The 15,826-nt window shown below is 70.5% G+C and carries 19 protein-coding genes; 6 read left to right on the forward strand and 13 right to left on the reverse strand.

Annotation, left to right across the window (positions count from 1 at the left end; genetic code table 11):
* The first annotated feature begins 36 nt into the window (after positions 1–36).
* Both RDV89_RS00725 and RDV89_RS00730 read left to right on the forward strand, forming a co-directional pair.
* A complete protein-coding gene (locus tag RDV89_RS00725) occupies positions 37–1,446 on the forward strand; it encodes a GntP family permease (RefSeq protein WP_315730531.1) in 1,410 nt (469 codons plus the stop codon).
* Positions 1,443–1,865: a universal stress protein gene (locus RDV89_RS00730; protein WP_315730532.1), complete on the forward strand. Its 423-nt coding sequence runs from the start codon at positions 1,443–1,445 to the stop codon at positions 1,863–1,865. The genes RDV89_RS00725 and RDV89_RS00730 overlap by 4 nt, the downstream gene beginning before the upstream one ends.
* A gap of 105 nt (positions 1,866–1,970) precedes the next feature.
* Here RDV89_RS00730 and prfB read toward each other — a convergent pair whose 3' ends face one another.
* The 9 genes from prfB to RDV89_RS00775 form a co-directional block, all read right to left on the reverse strand.
* Positions 1,971–3,089: a peptide chain release factor 2 gene (prfB, locus tag RDV89_RS00735; RefSeq protein ID WP_315730533.1), complete on the reverse strand. Its 1,119-nt coding sequence runs from the start codon at positions 3,087–3,089 to the stop codon at positions 1,971–1,973.
* Positions 3,090–3,147: 58 nt separating this feature from the next.
* Complete coding sequence (locus RDV89_RS00740) at positions 3,148–4,599, reverse strand: GDSL-type esterase/lipase family protein (RefSeq protein WP_315730534.1); 1,452 nt, start codon at positions 4,597–4,599, stop codon at positions 3,148–3,150.
* Positions 4,600–4,778: 179 nt separating this feature from the next.
* The gene (locus RDV89_RS00745; RefSeq protein WP_315730535.1) at positions 4,779–5,234 is read right to left on the reverse strand and encodes a pilus assembly protein TadG-related protein; all 456 of its coding nucleotides are present in this window, start codon (positions 5,232–5,234) and stop codon (positions 4,779–4,781) included.
* Entirely contained in the window at positions 5,231–5,743 is a 513-nt protein-coding gene (locus RDV89_RS00750; RefSeq protein ID WP_315730536.1) for a hypothetical protein, read from the reverse strand. The genes RDV89_RS00745 and RDV89_RS00750 overlap by 4 nt, the downstream gene beginning before the upstream one ends.
* Entirely contained in the window at positions 5,740–6,162 is a 423-nt protein-coding gene (locus RDV89_RS00755; protein ID WP_315730537.1) for a TadE family protein, read from the reverse strand. The genes RDV89_RS00750 and RDV89_RS00755 overlap by 4 nt, the downstream gene beginning before the upstream one ends.
* The gene (locus RDV89_RS00760) at positions 6,149–6,370 is read right to left on the reverse strand and encodes a hypothetical protein (protein WP_315730538.1); all 222 of its coding nucleotides are present in this window, start codon (positions 6,368–6,370) and stop codon (positions 6,149–6,151) included. The genes RDV89_RS00755 and RDV89_RS00760 overlap by 14 nt, the downstream gene beginning before the upstream one ends.
* A 50-nt stretch (positions 6,371–6,420) precedes the next feature.
* The gene (locus tag RDV89_RS00765) at positions 6,421–7,377 is read right to left on the reverse strand and encodes a type II secretion system F family protein (RefSeq protein WP_315730539.1); all 957 of its coding nucleotides are present in this window, start codon (positions 7,375–7,377) and stop codon (positions 6,421–6,423) included.
* Positions 7,374–8,228 carry a type II secretion system F family protein gene (locus tag RDV89_RS00770; protein ID WP_315730540.1) on the reverse strand — a complete coding sequence of 285 codons (855 nt, stop codon included), beginning with the start codon at positions 8,226–8,228 and terminating at the stop codon, positions 7,374–7,376. The genes RDV89_RS00765 and RDV89_RS00770 overlap by 4 nt, the downstream gene beginning before the upstream one ends.
* Position 8,229: 1 nt before the next feature.
* Entirely contained in the window at positions 8,230–8,757 is a 528-nt protein-coding gene (locus RDV89_RS00775) for an ATPase, T2SS/T4P/T4SS family (RefSeq protein WP_315730541.1), read from the reverse strand.
* A 21-nt stretch (positions 8,758–8,778) separates the two neighbouring features.
* Here RDV89_RS00775 and RDV89_RS00780 point away from each other — a divergent pair, with 21 nt between their 5' ends.
* Both RDV89_RS00780 and RDV89_RS20205 read left to right on the forward strand, forming a co-directional pair.
* Complete coding sequence (locus RDV89_RS00780; protein WP_315730542.1) at positions 8,779–10,188, forward strand: recombinase family protein; 1,410 nt, start codon at positions 8,779–8,781, stop codon at positions 10,186–10,188.
* 232 nt (positions 10,189–10,420) lie between these two features.
* Positions 10,421–11,344: a tyrosine-type recombinase/integrase gene (locus RDV89_RS20205; protein ID WP_369012401.1), complete on the forward strand. Its 924-nt coding sequence runs from the start codon at positions 10,421–10,423 to the stop codon at positions 11,342–11,344.
* Positions 11,345–11,688: 344 nt separating this feature from the next.
* Here RDV89_RS20205 and RDV89_RS00785 read toward each other — a convergent pair whose 3' ends face one another.
* Together RDV89_RS00785 and RDV89_RS00790 are read right to left on the reverse strand one after the other, a co-directional pair.
* Positions 11,689–11,976: a hypothetical protein gene (locus tag RDV89_RS00785; protein ID WP_315730543.1), complete on the reverse strand. Its 288-nt coding sequence runs from the start codon at positions 11,974–11,976 to the stop codon at positions 11,689–11,691.
* Positions 11,977–12,261: 285 nt separating this feature from the next.
* Positions 12,262–12,558, reverse strand: coding sequence for a helix-turn-helix domain-containing protein (locus RDV89_RS00790; RefSeq protein ID WP_315730544.1), 297 nt, complete (start codon positions 12,556–12,558; stop codon positions 12,262–12,264).
* A 21-nt stretch (positions 12,559–12,579) separates the two neighbouring features.
* On the opposite strand from RDV89_RS00790, the gene RDV89_RS00795 reads away from it, so the two are divergent.
* The gene (locus RDV89_RS00795) at positions 12,580–12,846 is read left to right on the forward strand and encodes a hypothetical protein (RefSeq protein WP_315730545.1); all 267 of its coding nucleotides are present in this window, start codon (positions 12,580–12,582) and stop codon (positions 12,844–12,846) included.
* Between the two features lie 350 nt (positions 12,847–13,196).
* Entirely contained in the window at positions 13,197–13,568 is a 372-nt protein-coding gene (locus RDV89_RS00800) for a hypothetical protein (RefSeq protein WP_315730546.1), read from the forward strand.
* A gap of 374 nt (positions 13,569–13,942) precedes the next feature.
* Here RDV89_RS00800 and RDV89_RS00805 read toward each other — a convergent pair whose 3' ends face one another.
* Both RDV89_RS00805 and RDV89_RS00810 read right to left on the reverse strand, forming a co-directional pair.
* A complete protein-coding gene (locus tag RDV89_RS00805) occupies positions 13,943–14,782 on the reverse strand; it encodes a hypothetical protein (protein WP_315730547.1) in 840 nt (279 codons plus the stop codon).
* Positions 14,770–15,642: a hypothetical protein gene (locus tag RDV89_RS00810; RefSeq protein ID WP_315730548.1), complete on the reverse strand. Its 873-nt coding sequence runs from the start codon at positions 15,640–15,642 to the stop codon at positions 14,770–14,772. Before RDV89_RS00810 ends, RDV89_RS00805 begins: the two co-directional genes overlap by 13 nt.
* Positions 15,643–15,826: the final 184 nt, after the last annotated feature.

The raw sequence follows: 15,826 nt of genomic DNA on the forward strand, positions 1-15,826 counted from the left end.
CCCCCGACCCTGTCAGGCGCAGCGAGGTGGTCGTCGATGACGCCGCTCGCCGCGGACGGACTCCAGCTCTCCTACGAGCTCGGCGCCGGCGCGCTGCTGCTGATCGCGGCGGCAGCGGTGGCCGCGCTCCTCGCGCTGATCATCGGCGCGAAGATGCACCCCCTGCTCGCGCTGGTGATCGTCTCCATCGCGACGGCCTTCGCCACCGGCGTCGAGGCCGCGGACGTGCTCGACGTCCTGCTCGACGGCTTCTCCAGCACGCTGGGCGAGGTCGCGCTGCTGATCGGCTTCGGCGCCATGCTCGCCCGGCTCGTCGAGACCAGCGGCGCCGCGGAGGCGCTCTCCGAGGGCCTGGTCTCCCGGCTGGGCGAGAAGCGCGCCCCGCTCGCGCTGGGCATCGCGTCGCTGATCTTCGGCTTCCCGATCTTCTTCGACGCCGCCTTCATGGTGATGCTGCCGATCATCTTCACGGTCGCGCGCCGCGTGGGTGGCGGCGTGCTGCTGTACGCGCTGCCCGCGGGCGCCGCGCTCACGACGATGCACGTGCTGCTCCCGCCGCACCCGGGCGCCGTGGCCGCCACGATCCTGCTGGGCGCCGACGTCGGCCTAGTGATCCTCATCGGCCTGGTGGTGGCGATCCCGACCTGGTTCGTCGCCGGTTATCTCTACGGCACGTGGATCGGTCGCCGGATCGTGCTGCCCGTGCCGGACGTGCTGATGGGCGGCCCGCAGACCGAGAAGGAGGACCGCGGCGCCCCGCCGAAGGTACGCACCCTGCTGCTGCTCCTGCTGCTCCCCCTAGTGCTGATCTTCCTCAACACCGCCGTCACGACCGCCGCCCGCACCGGCGCGGTGTCCGAGGACGCCACCTGGGTGCACCTGCTGCAGCTGCTCGGCTCGACGCCGATCGCGCTGCTGATCACGGTGCTGGCCGCCTCCTGGGCGCTGGGCACGCGGCGCGGCGAGAGCCGCACGGTCGTGGAGGACCTGCTCGACAACGCGCTCAAGCCGATCGCCCCGGTGCTGCTCATCACCGGCGCCGGCGGCATGTTCGGCGGCGTGCTGATCGCCTCGGGCATCGGCGACGCGCTCTCCGACACCCTGCAGGACACGGGGCTGCCGCTGATCGTCGCGGTCTTCGTGATCTCCGCGGTCATCCGGGTGGCGCTCGGCACCGCCACGGTCGCCATCACCACCGCGGCCGGGCTGCTGTCGAGCTCGGTCGTCGCGGCCGACCTCAACCCGGTGCAGGCGGCGGCGATGGTGATCGTGCTGGCCGGCGGGTCGTCGGTGCTCTCCCACGTCAACGACGCCAGCTTCTGGCTGATCGGCAAGCTGCTCGGCATGAACGTCACGCAGACCTTCCAGACCTGGACGGTCGTGAAGACGCTCGTCGGCACCGTGGCCGCGCTGCTGGCCGGCGTGATCTACGTGGTGGCGTCGTGAACGCGCCGGTGGCGGTGCTGCACGCACCCTCCGACGCGGGCTCCGCGGCCCTGCTGAGCGCCGCGCGGATCGCGCACGACAAGGACGCCGAGCTCGTGGTCGTCGCGACCACCTCGGGCGTCGACGACGACCGCTCCGAGGAGGTCGAGCGCGAGGTCGCCACCGCCCAGGTGCAGGCGGTCCTCGGCGCGGACGTGGCGTGGCGGCTGCAGCTGGTGCGCCCCGGCGCCGACGCCGCCGAGATGCTCGTGGGGGCCGTCGAGGCCCTGGAGCCGCGCGTGCTGGTCGTGGGCTCGCGGCAGCGCACCACCCTCGGCAAGGTGCTGCTGGGCCGCACGCTGCAGCGCCTGCTGCTCGAGGTCAGCGTCCCCGTGCTGGTGGTGAAGGCGGACCGGCCGGTCCCCGCGACCGCGCTCTGAGGGCGTACGCCTTCCCCACCGCTGCTGGTCGACACGACGACGGCCCCTCCTCGGTCGAGGAGGGGCCGTCGTGGTGCTGCGGGGCCTGCGGGTGCGTCGGGGACGTCAGCTCACGTCGGCCTTCTCGGCGCCGCGGCGCCAGCGGATGCCCGCCTCGAGGAAGCCGTCGATCTCGCCGTCGAAGACCGGCGTCGGGTTGCCGGTCTCGAAGCCGGTGCGCAGGTCCTTGACGATCTGGTAGGGGTTCAGCACGTAGTTGCGCATCTGGTCGCCCCACGAGGCGGCGACGTCGCCCTTGAGGTCCTTCTTCAGCGCGGCCTCCTCCGCCTTCTTCAGCGCGAGGAGCTTCGCCTTGAGCACGACCATCGCGGAGGCCTTGTTCTGCAGCTGCGACTTCTCGTTCTGGCAGGACACGACGATGCCGGTCGGGATGTGCGTGAGGCGCACGGCGGAGTCGGTGGTGTTGACCGACTGGCCGCCCGGCCCGCCGGAGCGGAAGACGTCGGTGCGCACGTCGTTCTCGTCGATCTCGATCTCGTCGGTCTGCTCGAGCACGGGCACGACCTCGACGGCGGCGAAGGACGTCTGGCGGCGGCCCTGGTTGTCGAAGGGGCTGATCCGCACGAGGCGGTGGGTGCCGACCTCGACGGAGAGGGTGCCGTAGGCGTAGGGCGCGTGGATCGCGAACTCGGCCGACTTGATGCCGGCCTCCTCGGCGTAGGAGACGTCGAAGACCTCGACGGGGTACTTGTTGCGCTCGGCCCAGCGGGTGTACATCCGCATCAGCGTCTCGGCGAAGTCCGCGGCGTCGACGCCGCCGGCGCCGGCACGGATCGAGACGATGGCCTCGCGGGCGTCGTACTCCCCGTTCAGCAGCGTGCGCACCTCGAGCGCCTCGACCGCCTTGTGCAGCCGGCCCAGCTCGGCCGTGGCCTCGGCGATCGAGTCCTCGTCGCCCTCCTCGGTCGCGAGCTCGACGAGCACCTCGAGGTCGTCGACGCGGTCGGCGAGCCTGGAGAAGCGCTCGAGCTCGCCCTGCAGGGCCGAGAGACGACCGGTGACGCGCTGCGCGTTCGCCTGGTCGTCCCACAGGTCGGGCGCGGCGACCTGCTGCTCGAGGTCGGCGATCTCCGCCTTCATGGCGTCGACGTCGAGCACCTGCTCGATGGTGCGCAGGGTCGCGCCGAGCTGCTTGATCTCTTGGTCGAAGTCGGGTCCAGCCACGAGGAGGAAGACTACGGCAGTCCGGGCGTCGGGCGCGCATGCCCGACGGCGTGCGGGCTCAGGGGATCGCGACGCAGACCGGGGCCGACGGCTCCGAGGTGCCCGTGGCGTCCTGCGCGGCGACGGTGACCCACACGGCCGCGGAGGTGCCGATGATGTTCGCGCTGGGCGTGGCGAAGGTGCCGTAGCGCTGGTACGCCTCCGGGGCCGGCGGCGTGGTGCAGCTCGCGCTCGGCGCGGTGCGGACGACGTACGCGCTCGCCCCCGGCACGGCCGCGAGGTCGAGACCGGCGTACGCGTTGCCCTGCGCCCGCTGGCCGCTGGTGCGGGTGGCAGGCTGGGCGGGCGTGGCGAGGCCGGGCGCCGCGCTGACGGTGGCGACGGTGGAGTCGGCACCGGCGTCGGCACCGCGCACGGGGCGGATGTCGTAGGTGTACGTGCGGCCGGAGCGCTGCCCCGACACCGACGTGGTGGTGGAGGTGACCGTGCTGGTGCGGGTGGCGCCGGTGAGGTCGTCGCGGACGGTGACCTCGAAGGCGGTGGCGCCGGCCGGTCGCGTCCAGGTGAGGCGCACGCCGCCGGGCGTGCGGGTGACGTCGGTGACGGTCACCGGGGTGCGCGGCCCGACGGGGCGCGGCGTGATCTTGGCGGCGGGGGCGGGCCCGACGCCGAGCTCGTGGAGGGCGGTGGCGACGCCGCGGGCGATGATCTGCTCGCCGTTGACGTCGGGGTGCAGCCCGTCCCACGTGTGCTCCGGGGTGAACCCGAGGGTGGCGTCGGCGACGACGACCCGCGCGGCCGGCGTGCTGAGCTCGGTCGCGAGGGTGGCGAGGCCCGCGTTGAAGCGGCTGACGCCGGGCACCCAGACCTGCGGGAGCTCGACGAGCACGACGTCGACCCGGGGCGAGGCGGCGCGGGCGTCGGCGACGAGGGTGCGGACGGTCTCGACGGAGACGGCGGGCTTCACGCCGGCGCGCAGGTCGTTGATGCCGAGCATCTCGACGAGCACGTCGGGGGTGGTCTGCGCGACGAGCTGGCGCACCGGGACGTCGAGCCGGTCGAGCCGCATGCCCCAGCGGGCGGTGTGGTCGAGGTCGAAGTCGGCGTTCGCGTAGGCGTGCGAGCCGTGCTCCTCGGTGACGACGTCGTAGAGGTCGTCGCGCACGCCGACGAAGTCGAACGCGGTGCCGGAGTCGCGCAGGTGGCGCGCGAGGCGGTAGCGCCAGGTGACGTCGCCGGCGCTGCCCTGGGTGACGGAGTCGCCGAGCAGCGCGATGCGGGTGGGCTCGGGCGCGGCGGGCGTCTGCGGCGCGTCGGGCGTGCGGGTGGTGGCGTCGGGTCCCTGGACGGCGTCGACCTGCCCGGAGGCGCGTCCGCCGTCGTCGCCGGAGGCCTCGGTGGCGGTCAGCGACGTGAGGGTCAGCGCCACGGTCACGACCGCGCCGACGACCCCTCCCAGCAGCGCACCCCGCCACCGGTTCACCGCACGCACCACGAACTTGCTCCCCACCGATCGGACTCCCGGACGCCGCGGCCGTTGATATCACGTCGACGTTGCCGACACATCTCGAACGCGGGGGTCCGTGACCGGACCGTTCCGGTGCGTCGCGTCGTGGCGCGGAGGTCGCGGCGAGCATGTGGCGCGATCGTCACCGTGCGCCCCGCCCGTCGCCGGTCCGGCGGGGGTGGTCAGCCGAGCTGCAGCGCCGCGGTGCCGGTCGCGGCGACCTCTGCCTCGCCGGGTCCGCCGGGCAGGGTCAGCGGCAGGTCCAGCGGCGCGGCGATCCGCACCTCGACCGACCCGTCGACCACGCGGGTCTCGTAGGCCAGGCCCGGGTAGCGGCCGTAGGCGTCGATCGAGCCCAGGTACGCGTCCACCGCGGCCGCCGCGGCCCGCTCGGACTGCTCGACCCGGCCGCCCGCGTCGAGCCCGCCCGTGTAGACCTCGCCGCCGGTCGCGCCGGCGTCCGCACCGGCCAGCGCCGCCCCGTCCGCGATGGTGGCCAGGCCCTGCCTCTGCAGGTAGGCCGCCGACGCGTCGACCACCACCGCGACCAGCAGGAACAGCACACCGGCGAACCCGACGATCAGCACCGTCGTCTGGCCGCGCTGGTCACGCCACCGCGGGCGCCTCCCCCGCCTCACCGGGCCTCCCGGAACTGCCCGTACGGCACCGAGTGCACCGCCTCGAGCGCCACCGTCGGCTGCCCGCCGCCCAGGACCTCCGGCATCAGCGGCAGCGCGACGGCCGAGTCGACCCGCACGTGGATCACCGCGCCCGGCATACGGCAGGCGTCCGGCCCCGTGCGCTCCGCACCACCGAGGTCGGCGCGGCACAGCACCCGCACGTCGACCGGCTCCTCCAGGCCCTGGTCGGCGAAGGCGAGCTCCGCGGCGGTCGTCGCCGCGCGTACCCCCTCCGCGTGCGTGTCCGCCAACGCGTACGCCCGCGCCGCGGTCCGCGAGGCCGCCGTCGCCGCGAACGCACCCCGCTGGGCGTCGAAGACCGCCAGCACGACGTAGACCACCGGCACCAGCAGCAGGATGCCCAGCCAGGTCAGCTCGACGATCGCGCTGCCCCGCTGGTCGGTCGGACGCGGGAACAGCCACGCCCGCGCCCGGCCCACGGCCAGCGCGACCACACCGGCGCTCACGGCGTCTCCTCCACGGCGTGCCCGTGGACGCGCAGCTCGATCCCCGGACCGCCCAGGCCCAGCGCCGGCACGGTCGCGACGACGGTCACCCGCACGCCCGGCTGCCCGTTGACGGAGTGCGCCTCCGCGCGCACGTCCTCGGCGTAGGAGGCGGCGACCGCGCGGGAGATCTCCTCGCGGGTGCGGGCGGCGCCGTCGGCGAGGTCGCGGTCGTACGCCGCCGCATGCCGCGCCCCCTCCGAGGCCGCCGACGTCAGCGTGTTGCGCACGTGCAGCACGAGCGCGACCTGCACGATCCCGACGAAGAGCGGGAGCAGGACCGCGAGCACCAGCACGAAGTCGACGACCGCCGAACCGCGTTGGTCACGCGCCGGGCGGGGACGCCCGCGTGCCGGCGAGGCTCGCTCAGCCGAGTCCACTGACCGAGCCGAGCGCCCGGGTGAGCATGGCGTTGAGCTCCGGGCCCGCGAAGGTCCAGATCGCGTAGACGAGCCCGGCGGTCATCACGGTCACCATCACCCAGCCGGGCACGTCGCCGCGTTGCGTGCGGCGCCGCGCGCCGATGGGCTCCGGCAGCACGAGGGTGGTGAGGCGGGCGAGGAGGGCGAGGAATCCCGAGACAGACATGTCGCTCCTGGTGTGGTGGGTGGACGGGTCGGTGGTGCAACGGACAGGACTCATGGCGCGACCAGCCGCAGGCCGATCACGCCGGGGTAGAAGGCGAAGAGGACGGTGACGGGGAGAACGAGGAAGACGACCGGCACCATCATGAAGACCTCGCGACGGGCCGCACCCTCGATCAGCTCGCGACGACCGGCGTCGCGGACGTCCGCGGCCTGCGCGTGCAGCACGTCGGCGAGCGGGGTGCCCCGCTCGACCGCGACCGCGATCCCGGAGGCGAAGCGGGCCACGAGGGGCAGGCCGGTGGTGGCGGCGAGGCGGTCGAAGGCCTCCGCGACGGGTACGCCGGTGCGTACGGCTCCCAGGACGCCACGCAGGTCGCGCGACAGCTCGCCGCGGGAGCGGGCGACGACCCGCTCCATGGCGGGGACGGGGCCCTCGCCGGCCGCGACCGCGAGGGCCAGCAGCTCGGCCACGGTGGGGAACTCAGACAGGATCCGCCGCTCGCGGCGCCGCACCTGGCTGGTCAGGTGCTGGTCGCGCAGCAGGACTCCGACGGCGAAGGCGAGGAGGCAACCGACGAACGAACCGAGCGCCGCGCCCGGGTCCCCCAGCGTCCGCAGCGTCCCCCAGGCGGCGGCCACACCGAATCCGACGACGCCCCAGACGACCTGCTCGACCCGGAAGTCGTGCACGGAGCGCTCCAGCCCGGCACGCTCGAGCCGCCGCCGCACGGACGTCGCGCCGCCGAGCACCGTCTCGAGGCCGTTCGCGACCCGGCGTACCACCGGCCCGAACACCGCGAGCGGCACACCGGCGATCCCGGGCGCCCGCGGCGCGTCGACGACGACGCGGCGGGGCGCCGCGCCCGTTCCGCGCTGGACGTCCCGCACGAACGGCAGCACGCGCAGCTCGAGCGAGGGGCGACGCACGGCCCGGACGCGGGCGACGACCAGCAGGAGACCCATCCCGGCCGTCGCTCCCAGCAGGGCACCCCACAGCTCGGGCGTCACCGCAGGATCCTCTGCTCGGTCGGCAGCCGACCGATGAACATCATCAACCGGTAGGCGGCGACGCACACCAGCGCGCCGACGACGAGGATCACGGTGCCGGTGGTCGAGGCGTACCGCTGGATCGCGTCCCCCTGGAACGACATCATCAGCAGCACCAGCCACGGTGCGGCGACGGCCAGCCGCGCGCCGTTGACGGTCCAGGCCTGCCGCGACTGCATCTCCGAGCGCAGCCGCGCGTCGTCGCGCAGGTATCCCGACAGGTTGCGCAGCAGGCGGCCCAGCTCGCCGCCGCCGACCTCCCGGGCGATCCGCAGCCCCTCGACGACGCGGTCGCCGACCGGGTCGGCCAGCCGGTCCTTGAGCCGGTCCAGGCAGTCGGAGAAGCGGCCGGTGACCTGGTAGTCCGCCGCGAACGCCGAGAAGGCGGGCCGCAGGGGCTCGGGGCCGCGCTCCCCCAGGCCGGCCAGCGCGTCGGGCAGGGAGAGCCCCGCGCGCACGGCGGAGGCGAGGTTGTCGACGGCGTCGGGCCACACGTCGGCGAACTCCGCCTGGCGCTGACGGGCGCGCGAGCGGACGACCGCGACCGGCAGGTACGCCGCCAGCGTCGCGAGCACGAGCGCCACCGGAGGGGTGCGCGTCAGCGCCTGGAGCAGCACCGCGGTCGCCAGGGCGAGCACCGCGCAGAGCGCGACCAGGCTCGTGGGCGACACGTGCCCGAGCCCGGCGCGGGCGAGGGTGTCGCCCAGCCGGCCGCTGCGCCGCTGTCCGCGCTGCGAGGCGCGCGGAACCGTGAACGCCGACCAGACCAGCAGCAGCCCGATCCCCACGCCGAGCCCGACGAGCGCGCCCACGTCATCCTCCCGCCAGCACGCGGTGGACGTCGATGCCGCAGCGTTCGAAGGCCTCGAGCCTCGGCGGCATGCCCGCGGTGCGCCGCAGTTCGCCGGACGAGCGGACGAACAGCGGCTCGACCTCGATCGTGTCGTTCTCGACCCGGCCCGGCACGCCGACGATCTCGTTGACCCGGCGCACACCACCGCCGTCGACGCCGAGGTGGACCACGATGTCGACCGACGACGCCACCGTCGGCACGACGAAGCGGGCGCTGACGTTCTCGCCCGCGAGCAGCGGCAGGGTGCACATCTTCACGAGGGCCTCGCGGGCACTGTTCGCGTGCAGGGTGCACATCCCCGGCAACCCCGAGTTGAGGGCCAGCAGCAGGTCGAGGCACTCCTCGGCGCGCACCTCGCCGACGATCACCCGGCTCGGCCGCATCCGCAGCGCCTCCTTGACCAGCGAGCGCAGCGGGACCTCGCCCGTGCCCTCCAGCCCCGCCTGCCGGGTCTGCATCGCGACCCAGTCGGGGTGTGCCAACTTCATTCAAGGTCTAACGTGAGCGACATGACGACGCAGAGCAGGGCCGCGGTCTACGTGCGTATTTCTCAGGACCGTGAGGGTGCGGGCCTCGGCGTTCAGCGGCAGGAGGCCGACTGCCGGGCACTGGCCGACAAGCTCGGCATGACGGTCCTGCAGGTCTACGTAGACAACGACACGAGCGCCTACAACGGCAGGGCACGGCCGCAGTACCTCGCCATGCTGGAGGACGTGAAGAGGGGCAAGATCGACGCCGTTCTCGTGTGGCACACCGATCGTCTCCACCGCTCAACACGCGACCTGGAGGCCTACGTCGAGGCTGCCGGTCACATCCCCACCTACACGGTGAAGGCCGGTCTCCTGGATCTCGCTACACCCTCCGGTCGTCTCGTGGCTCGCCAGCTCGGCGCAGTGGCTCAGTACGAGTCGGAGCACAAGAGCGAGCGTCAGCGCCGCAAGGCCGACGAGCTGGCCGCGAAGGGACTGCCCCTCGGCGGAGGTCGTCCGTTCGGCTACGAGAGCGATGGGCTCACCATCCGCGAGAGCGAAGCCAAGGAACTGCGCCAGATCATCACCCGAGTGCTCGCTGGCGACTCCCTGAAGTCGATCATCCGCGACCTCAACGAGCGCGAGGTGCTGACCACCCGCGGGGGCGCCTGGGGATACACCTCTGTGCGCGCGCTGCTCCTGCGTGAGCGCAACTGCGGACGCATGGTCCACCGTGGTCAGGTCGTCGGCAAGGCGGCCTGGGAGCCGATCGTGAGCGAGACCGACCACGATGCCGTCGTCGCTGTGCTCAGCGACCCGAAGCGACGCACCACCACCTCCCCGGCACGCAAGCACCTCCTCTCCGGGATCGCCCGGTGCCACTGCGGAGCGAAGGTGAAGGTCGGAGCCGTGAGCCCGAAGGGCAAGCGCTACGAGATCTATAAGTGTCCCGAGACCGGCGGTGGGCACGTGGGCCGCACCCGCTCGAAGGTGGAGGACGCCGTCATGGAGCGCGTCATGGACGTACTCGACGTCATCACCATCAACGGTGACGACCGCTCCCCCGCGCTGGAGGCCGAGCGCACGAGGGTCCAGACCGAGCTGGACGACGCCGCTGCGCTGTACCCGCACGCCATCACCGCAGCCCAACTCGCCGCGATCTCCACGCGGCTCACGCAGCGCCTGGAGGAGATCACCGAGGAGTTGTCTCAGGTGACCCGTGGGACGGCTCTGGAGGGCACGGCAGGGCTCTCACGCGAGCAGTTCGAGGCACTGCCCCTCGACCGCAAGCGCAAGATCATCGACGCGCTGGTCACCGTGACCATTCACCCGGCCCAGCGAGGGCGCCACGGAGGCCACGGCGTGGAGGTCAAGGTGCGCGACGGTGGTCGCTTCGGCTTCCGAGTGTCGAGGGCGATGCGCGACAGCGTGCGAGCTGCGGCGTCCTGAAGGGGTCAAACCCCAACTCTCACGCTACGCGAGTACGTACGGCAGACCGCTTGGCTTGGACTTCGAGCAGACGACCCCTCCCTGGCAGCCTCACACGTCGGCTTGCGCGTTGTCTCAGGAACCCGCGAGGTCGCGCACGCCTTCGCAGTTCAGCCGAGTCAACTATCTCGTGAACTCAATGTTCATCAATGCTCAACCTTCCGCGACATCCATGGGCGCTACGTCAGGTGCCATGACACGACTGGCTGATCATGCGTCGATAGCTGAGGCCAATCTCTTCCCCTATCGCGGCCCCACGCGGGCGTTGTACACCTACCAACTCACTCGATGGCTGGAGTGGTGCGAGAGCGCTGGGCGCGACCCTTTGGAGGCAACTCGCACAGACGTTGAGCGCTTCGTCCATCATCTCCACGTCGGCCTCGGCCACAAGCCGTCCAGTGTCCACACTGCTCTGACACCCGTTCGAGGGTTCTATCGCTTCGCGTACGAGGAAGGTCATATCGCGCGAGATCCGGCGGTGCGGGCTCGGCGGCCCCCGAATCCGAAGCCATACCGCGATACGGTCGGTTTGGATCAACTTGAGATGCGTCGGTTCCTCTCTGCAGGAGCAGACATGGGGGGCCGTCACACAGCGGTGGCATATCTGCTGGCGTGCTTGGCCTTAAGGGCCGCGGAGGCGTGCTCGGTGCGGATCGAGGACTTCCGGGAAGTGCTGCGTGGGCACCGAGTCCTGTATCTGGTGGGCAAGGGTGGCGTACACGCTCGAATGCCCGTTCCCGTCTCCGTAGCGCGGGCGCTCGACGAGGCGTGCGGGGGCCGGACCGAGGGCCTGCTCATTCGCCGGAGGGATGGCAATGCATTGAGCCGGCAAGGGTTGCGAACCCTCACGAGAACAATTGGCAAGCGCGCGGGGATTGAGGTGCCGTTGACGCCCCACCTGTTGCGCCATAGCGCCATCACGAACGCTTTGGAGTCGGGCGCATCGCTTCGCAAGGTTCAGGACCTAGCGCGGCATGCTGAGCCTCGAACGACCATGCGGTACGACCGCAACCGCACGAACTTGGACGACCACGCCGCACACTCGCTTGCCGCATTCATCGTTCCGGCGGATCCCAGGACCACAGCTGTTCGGTCGCCGAGCCCGTCCACTCACTAATCCGGCTCGCGCAGTCACCGTGCTTTCGTCGAGGGCGGACGGCCAGTCATCGTTCGAACCGGGCTTGGCGGCTGCGCTCTCGAGCAACAGGTCCCAGGTTCGCTGTCAACATCGCCCGCGCTCCACGCAAGCGAGCACGGCCTGCAGCGTGACTCCGCGAGCCGTATAACCGCAGAGCGGAGCTCGTCGGCGGTTCAGTTGAGTTCGGCCTAGCGCGCGGCGGCCACCAAAGTGGGCTGGGAGGGTGGCGTAAGCCAACCCTCCCAGCCCTTTCTCTACGAGGAACAGTCACTCGGGTGCGAGCGGCGACGTTCCCGACCTGCTCGTTCGCGTCGTCAGCAGCATCACCACTCGTCCGGCCAGCCCGAGCGTTCCAAGACGAAGATCTCGCCGGCATTCGCCATGCCGGACGTCATGCCCGCTTCGAGGGCCGCGACGAGGGTGCGTGCGTACTCAACGTCCAAAGTCAGTCGAGTCCAACGGCGGCCGTTCCCGTCGACAACAAACAACATCGCGTACCCGGTGACGTTGGTCGTGTCGAGGCCGTAACGCGCGACAAGCCTGGCGTACTCAACCTCCCCGAGGTCCTGCGGAGTGAGGAAGGCGTATTCCTTAATCGTCTGCTCGCCCACGTCAGATCACCGCTGCCGACAAGCCGAAGAGGCGAGGAAAGCGCGTTCCGAGTCGAGCGACTGAGGCCCGGTCCGTGTTCGGATGTGCAACGGGGTAAAACTCCACGACACGAAGTGCCAACAAAGAGTTGGGGTTCATTGAAACTCCCGTGATAGTGCGAGCACCCCTTCGGGGCGCAAAGCGTGGGACTCACGCTCTAAGTCGCATCACGGTCTCCACCTCGATGTGCAGGTCCAACGGCTCAACGGAAGGAGCCGTGGTTCAACGCAAGCCTAGAGCACTCTTCACCGGTCAGCCGGTACCGCTCGTGCAGGCGGGAGGTCGCTACTTAGCAGGTCATGCGGTTGCACCGACAACTGGAAAGCCAACCTCTCGACGGTCTGGAGGGTCAGATTCCGTTCGCCTCGCTCCACCGAGCCCATGTAGGTGCGGTGCACGCCCAGGCGCTCGGCGAACGCCTCTTGGGACAGTCCCCGCGCTTCGCGGTAGGCGCGCAGATTGCGCCCCACAGTGCGCTGGAGTTCTCCCAACATGACGACGGAGATGCTGGTCGGCGCATACCTTTGAGTCGACAGACTCATAAGTAGCAAGGGGTAGCGACGGTGGCGAAGCCGTACTTGGTGTACGAGGTGGCCGTGACCGCTCAGATCATGCGCAGGGTGGCGTGCAGCGAGGTGACCGAAGCGGATGGTCGCTTGAGGTTCGAGGCGGACGGCCTCGTCGTATTCGAAGCCAGCGTCGACCAGGTTCGCTGGTGGCAGCTGACGCCTCGACGAGAGAAGGTTCCCGGGGTGCGTCGTTCCCGGGCTGTGGGCCGTGGCGCAGTTCTGTTCGACGCCGGTTACCGCATCGGACGAGGGGTGAAGTGATGGGCGCTGACTCGGCCCCTGGCCCGGAGACTCCCGACTCGGCTTCACCCGAGGCATCTTCCGAAGACCTCGACGCCGAGCCGGAGCGTTCGAGCGAGCTCGGGACTGCAGCCGCATCCGAGTCGGCGACCTGCTTGAACGGGCACGTTGTTCCGTCCGCGCAACGGTTCTGCGGTGAGTGCGGACTCCCGACCCACCTGCGTCCGCCGACTTTCCTGCCCCCGCCACCGTTCCTGCCTCCGCCGCTGGTCACGCGGACCGCGGCTGATTCCGGCAACCGCCCGCGAAGGCGGCGTGGTCTTCTTCTGGGCGGCCTTCTAGCCGGATGCCTGGTCCTCGGCGCAGGCGGGGTGGCGCTCTGGGCCATGGCAGGCGACGATGAGGAGGAGGGCCAGGAATTGACCGTGCGGGTTCGCGACACCGCAGGTGAGTGTGATGACTACACGGCTTCTTACATAGCCGGAGCACGTGTGACGGTGCGAGATTCCGGTGGGGCCATCGTCGGCACAGATCAAACCTCGGGGACCGGCCGCATGCTCGGCGGTGGATGTGCATGGGACGTTGAGTTCGACTCCGTTCCGCGGGCGTCGGCGTACACGGTCACGATCGAGCTGCCGCAAGGTCAATGGGCGTCCGTCGCGCCGCTTCCGCAGGAGCTCACCTACTCGTACGAGGAGATGGAGGGTTTCGGCTGGGTCGTCGATCTCGGCAAGAACTTCTAGAGTCCCGAGCCCGGGGTAGCACGCTGGGGCTACCTACCTCCAGGTCCAACCCTCGACCGGCGTCGCCGTACCCACGTGCGTCGGGTAGCGGACCGTCGCCTTCAGCCGCGGCTCCCGCCCCCTGCTGCAGACCCAGCTGGTCGAACGCACCACAACTGCGCGCATCGACCTGCGCACGATGCATCGAAAACCCATGCCCACGTTGCCAGATCGGCGTGCGTCTTGCGGCGACCCCCGGCGAAGCGCGCTTTGGCGGCATGAGCACTGCGGACGTCCTGCACCGTTAAGCGTCCGCCTTCGCGACCGACTGAGGAACTACCTGTCCCCTGACTTGTCGTCGACCTCGCGTTGGGTGCACTAGGTCTGCGCGGCAGCTAGATCCGACTCGGGCAGAAGAGCGCGACAGCGGTGCCCCCCAACTCGGCTGCGGATCCCTCGTCGAAGCTCAACAACATCGATGCGCTTGCTAGGTCCTCGCCGTCTCGCAGCGATGCGCAGGTGACAGCCGCCAGTGCGGCGGCCTCGTTATCGCTGGCGCTGGCCGCGACGTCGCCGGAACTGGCGAGGGCTTGTGCGAAGTTCGACGCCGCGCCTAGAACGTCGTCGGTTTCGAAGAGGGTGAGTTCGGCCTCTTGGCCAGGGCACTCTTGCGTCGCTGCTGCGATGGTCGGCTGATAGTCAGCGCTGGTCCCCCCGAAGTCCTCGATGGTGGAGGCGAGGTTCCAGTGCGATCGGGCTCCGGCCTCGAAGGCTTCGCAGGTGTCCATCGCGAGGGCCCAGTGGGCTACTGCTCGCGTCTGGTCATCCGCGCCGTTCGCCAGTAGCGCACTCATGAGGGCGGGGTCGTCACCCGGGTACAGGCTGTGATTGAGCAGGGCCGCGGTGGCCTGACCGCATTGTTCGACGTGTCGAGCCGTCGTCGCGGGGTCGTCGTCGCGGGGATACTCGGCGAACCACTCCTGCAGTTGCTCACAGTCTGGGCCCTGGGCGAGGAAGGTGGCGCGGTCGTCGAGCTCGTAGTCGAAAGCGGCTGATGTCTCTGGACTTGATGGTGCGACGTCGGTCGGTTCGGCGTCTGTTCGGGTGGCGCTCGTCTCGGTGCTCCCCTGGTCCGGGTCCTGGGGGTTTGAGCAAGCGGCGAGGAGCAGCGTCGCGGTGGCTGCGAGGGCGAGGAGGGCGAGCGGTGTTGACGAACGCGCCTTCACGAGAACCACAGCCCGGACTGGTCGATGTAGGCAAGGGCCGCAGCAGTATTGGTAGGCGTGTAGACATCGTGAAGAACGCCGCGAGTCTCGCCGGGCGGGATGGGACCGTCGAAGAATCCTGTGCCGCCTCCGATGATCGTGCCGTCGCTGCCGAGCAGCACCACGTGAGTGGCCGCGTCTTCGGGGAGGTTTCGAGAACCCGAGTTGCTGACCGCGAGCGACACGTTCTCGTACTGGCCGGACGGTGTCGGCGCGGTTGCAGTGGCCGTAAGCGGCAGCGTCTCCTGCTCGCCGATCGTGGGCTCCCCGATGACGACATCGAGGCGATCGTCGGCGGAGGTGATGTCGACGAGCGTCGTACCGAGCGCAAAGAACGAGTCGGCTGGAACGCGGCCGTACGACTCCGTCGAGGAGTCGATGACGTCAGACCCGTCGAAGCCCTGAACGGTGATGTCGATCATGTCGATCGCCGGGCCGTTGTTGTAGAAGACGGCTCCGACGTGGGCGTGGTACCCGCCGAGGGCCTCCTGGGTCGTCCATCCGAGGTCGACGAGGCTCACGCCGGGGGCGGAGGTGGGTTCGTAGTCGCCCATCGGGGCAGTGGGATTCGCTTGACCCCCGTCGGCTGAATCTGCGGTGCTGTCCTGCGCGGGAGCATCGCTTGCCTGCGGTGCTGCGTCGGCCGGCTCGGGGGCTTGGGTCGGTTCGACCGTCTCCGTGATGGTCTCTGTGACGGTCGCTTGGGCGTCACCGCTGGAGAGGTTGGCCCGTTCGTCCGACGGGGCGACGAGGAGTCCGATGATGAGCCCGATGAGCAGTGCGACGACTGATCCGGATGCCGTGACGGCGATGACTGCTGGCTTGCGCACTGGTGCCTCTTGTTCTGTTTCACGGGGACCCGATCGCCCCCAGACCGGACCGATCTAACCCCACTCCGAGCGTCGGCGCAGTGGATTCGTTAGGCCGGCAGTTCGCCGAGTCCGGTGCTGGGCAGTTGTGTTGCTGCGCGTCGACGGTCCGTGCTCCGCTGGCGGGTTGTGACGTGGTCGTGTA

The sequence above is a fragment of the Nocardioides imazamoxiresistens genome (assembly GCF_032378595.1).
Classification (GTDB): Bacteria; Actinomycetota; Actinomycetes; order Propionibacteriales; family Nocardioidaceae; genus Nocardioides; species Nocardioides imazamoxiresistens.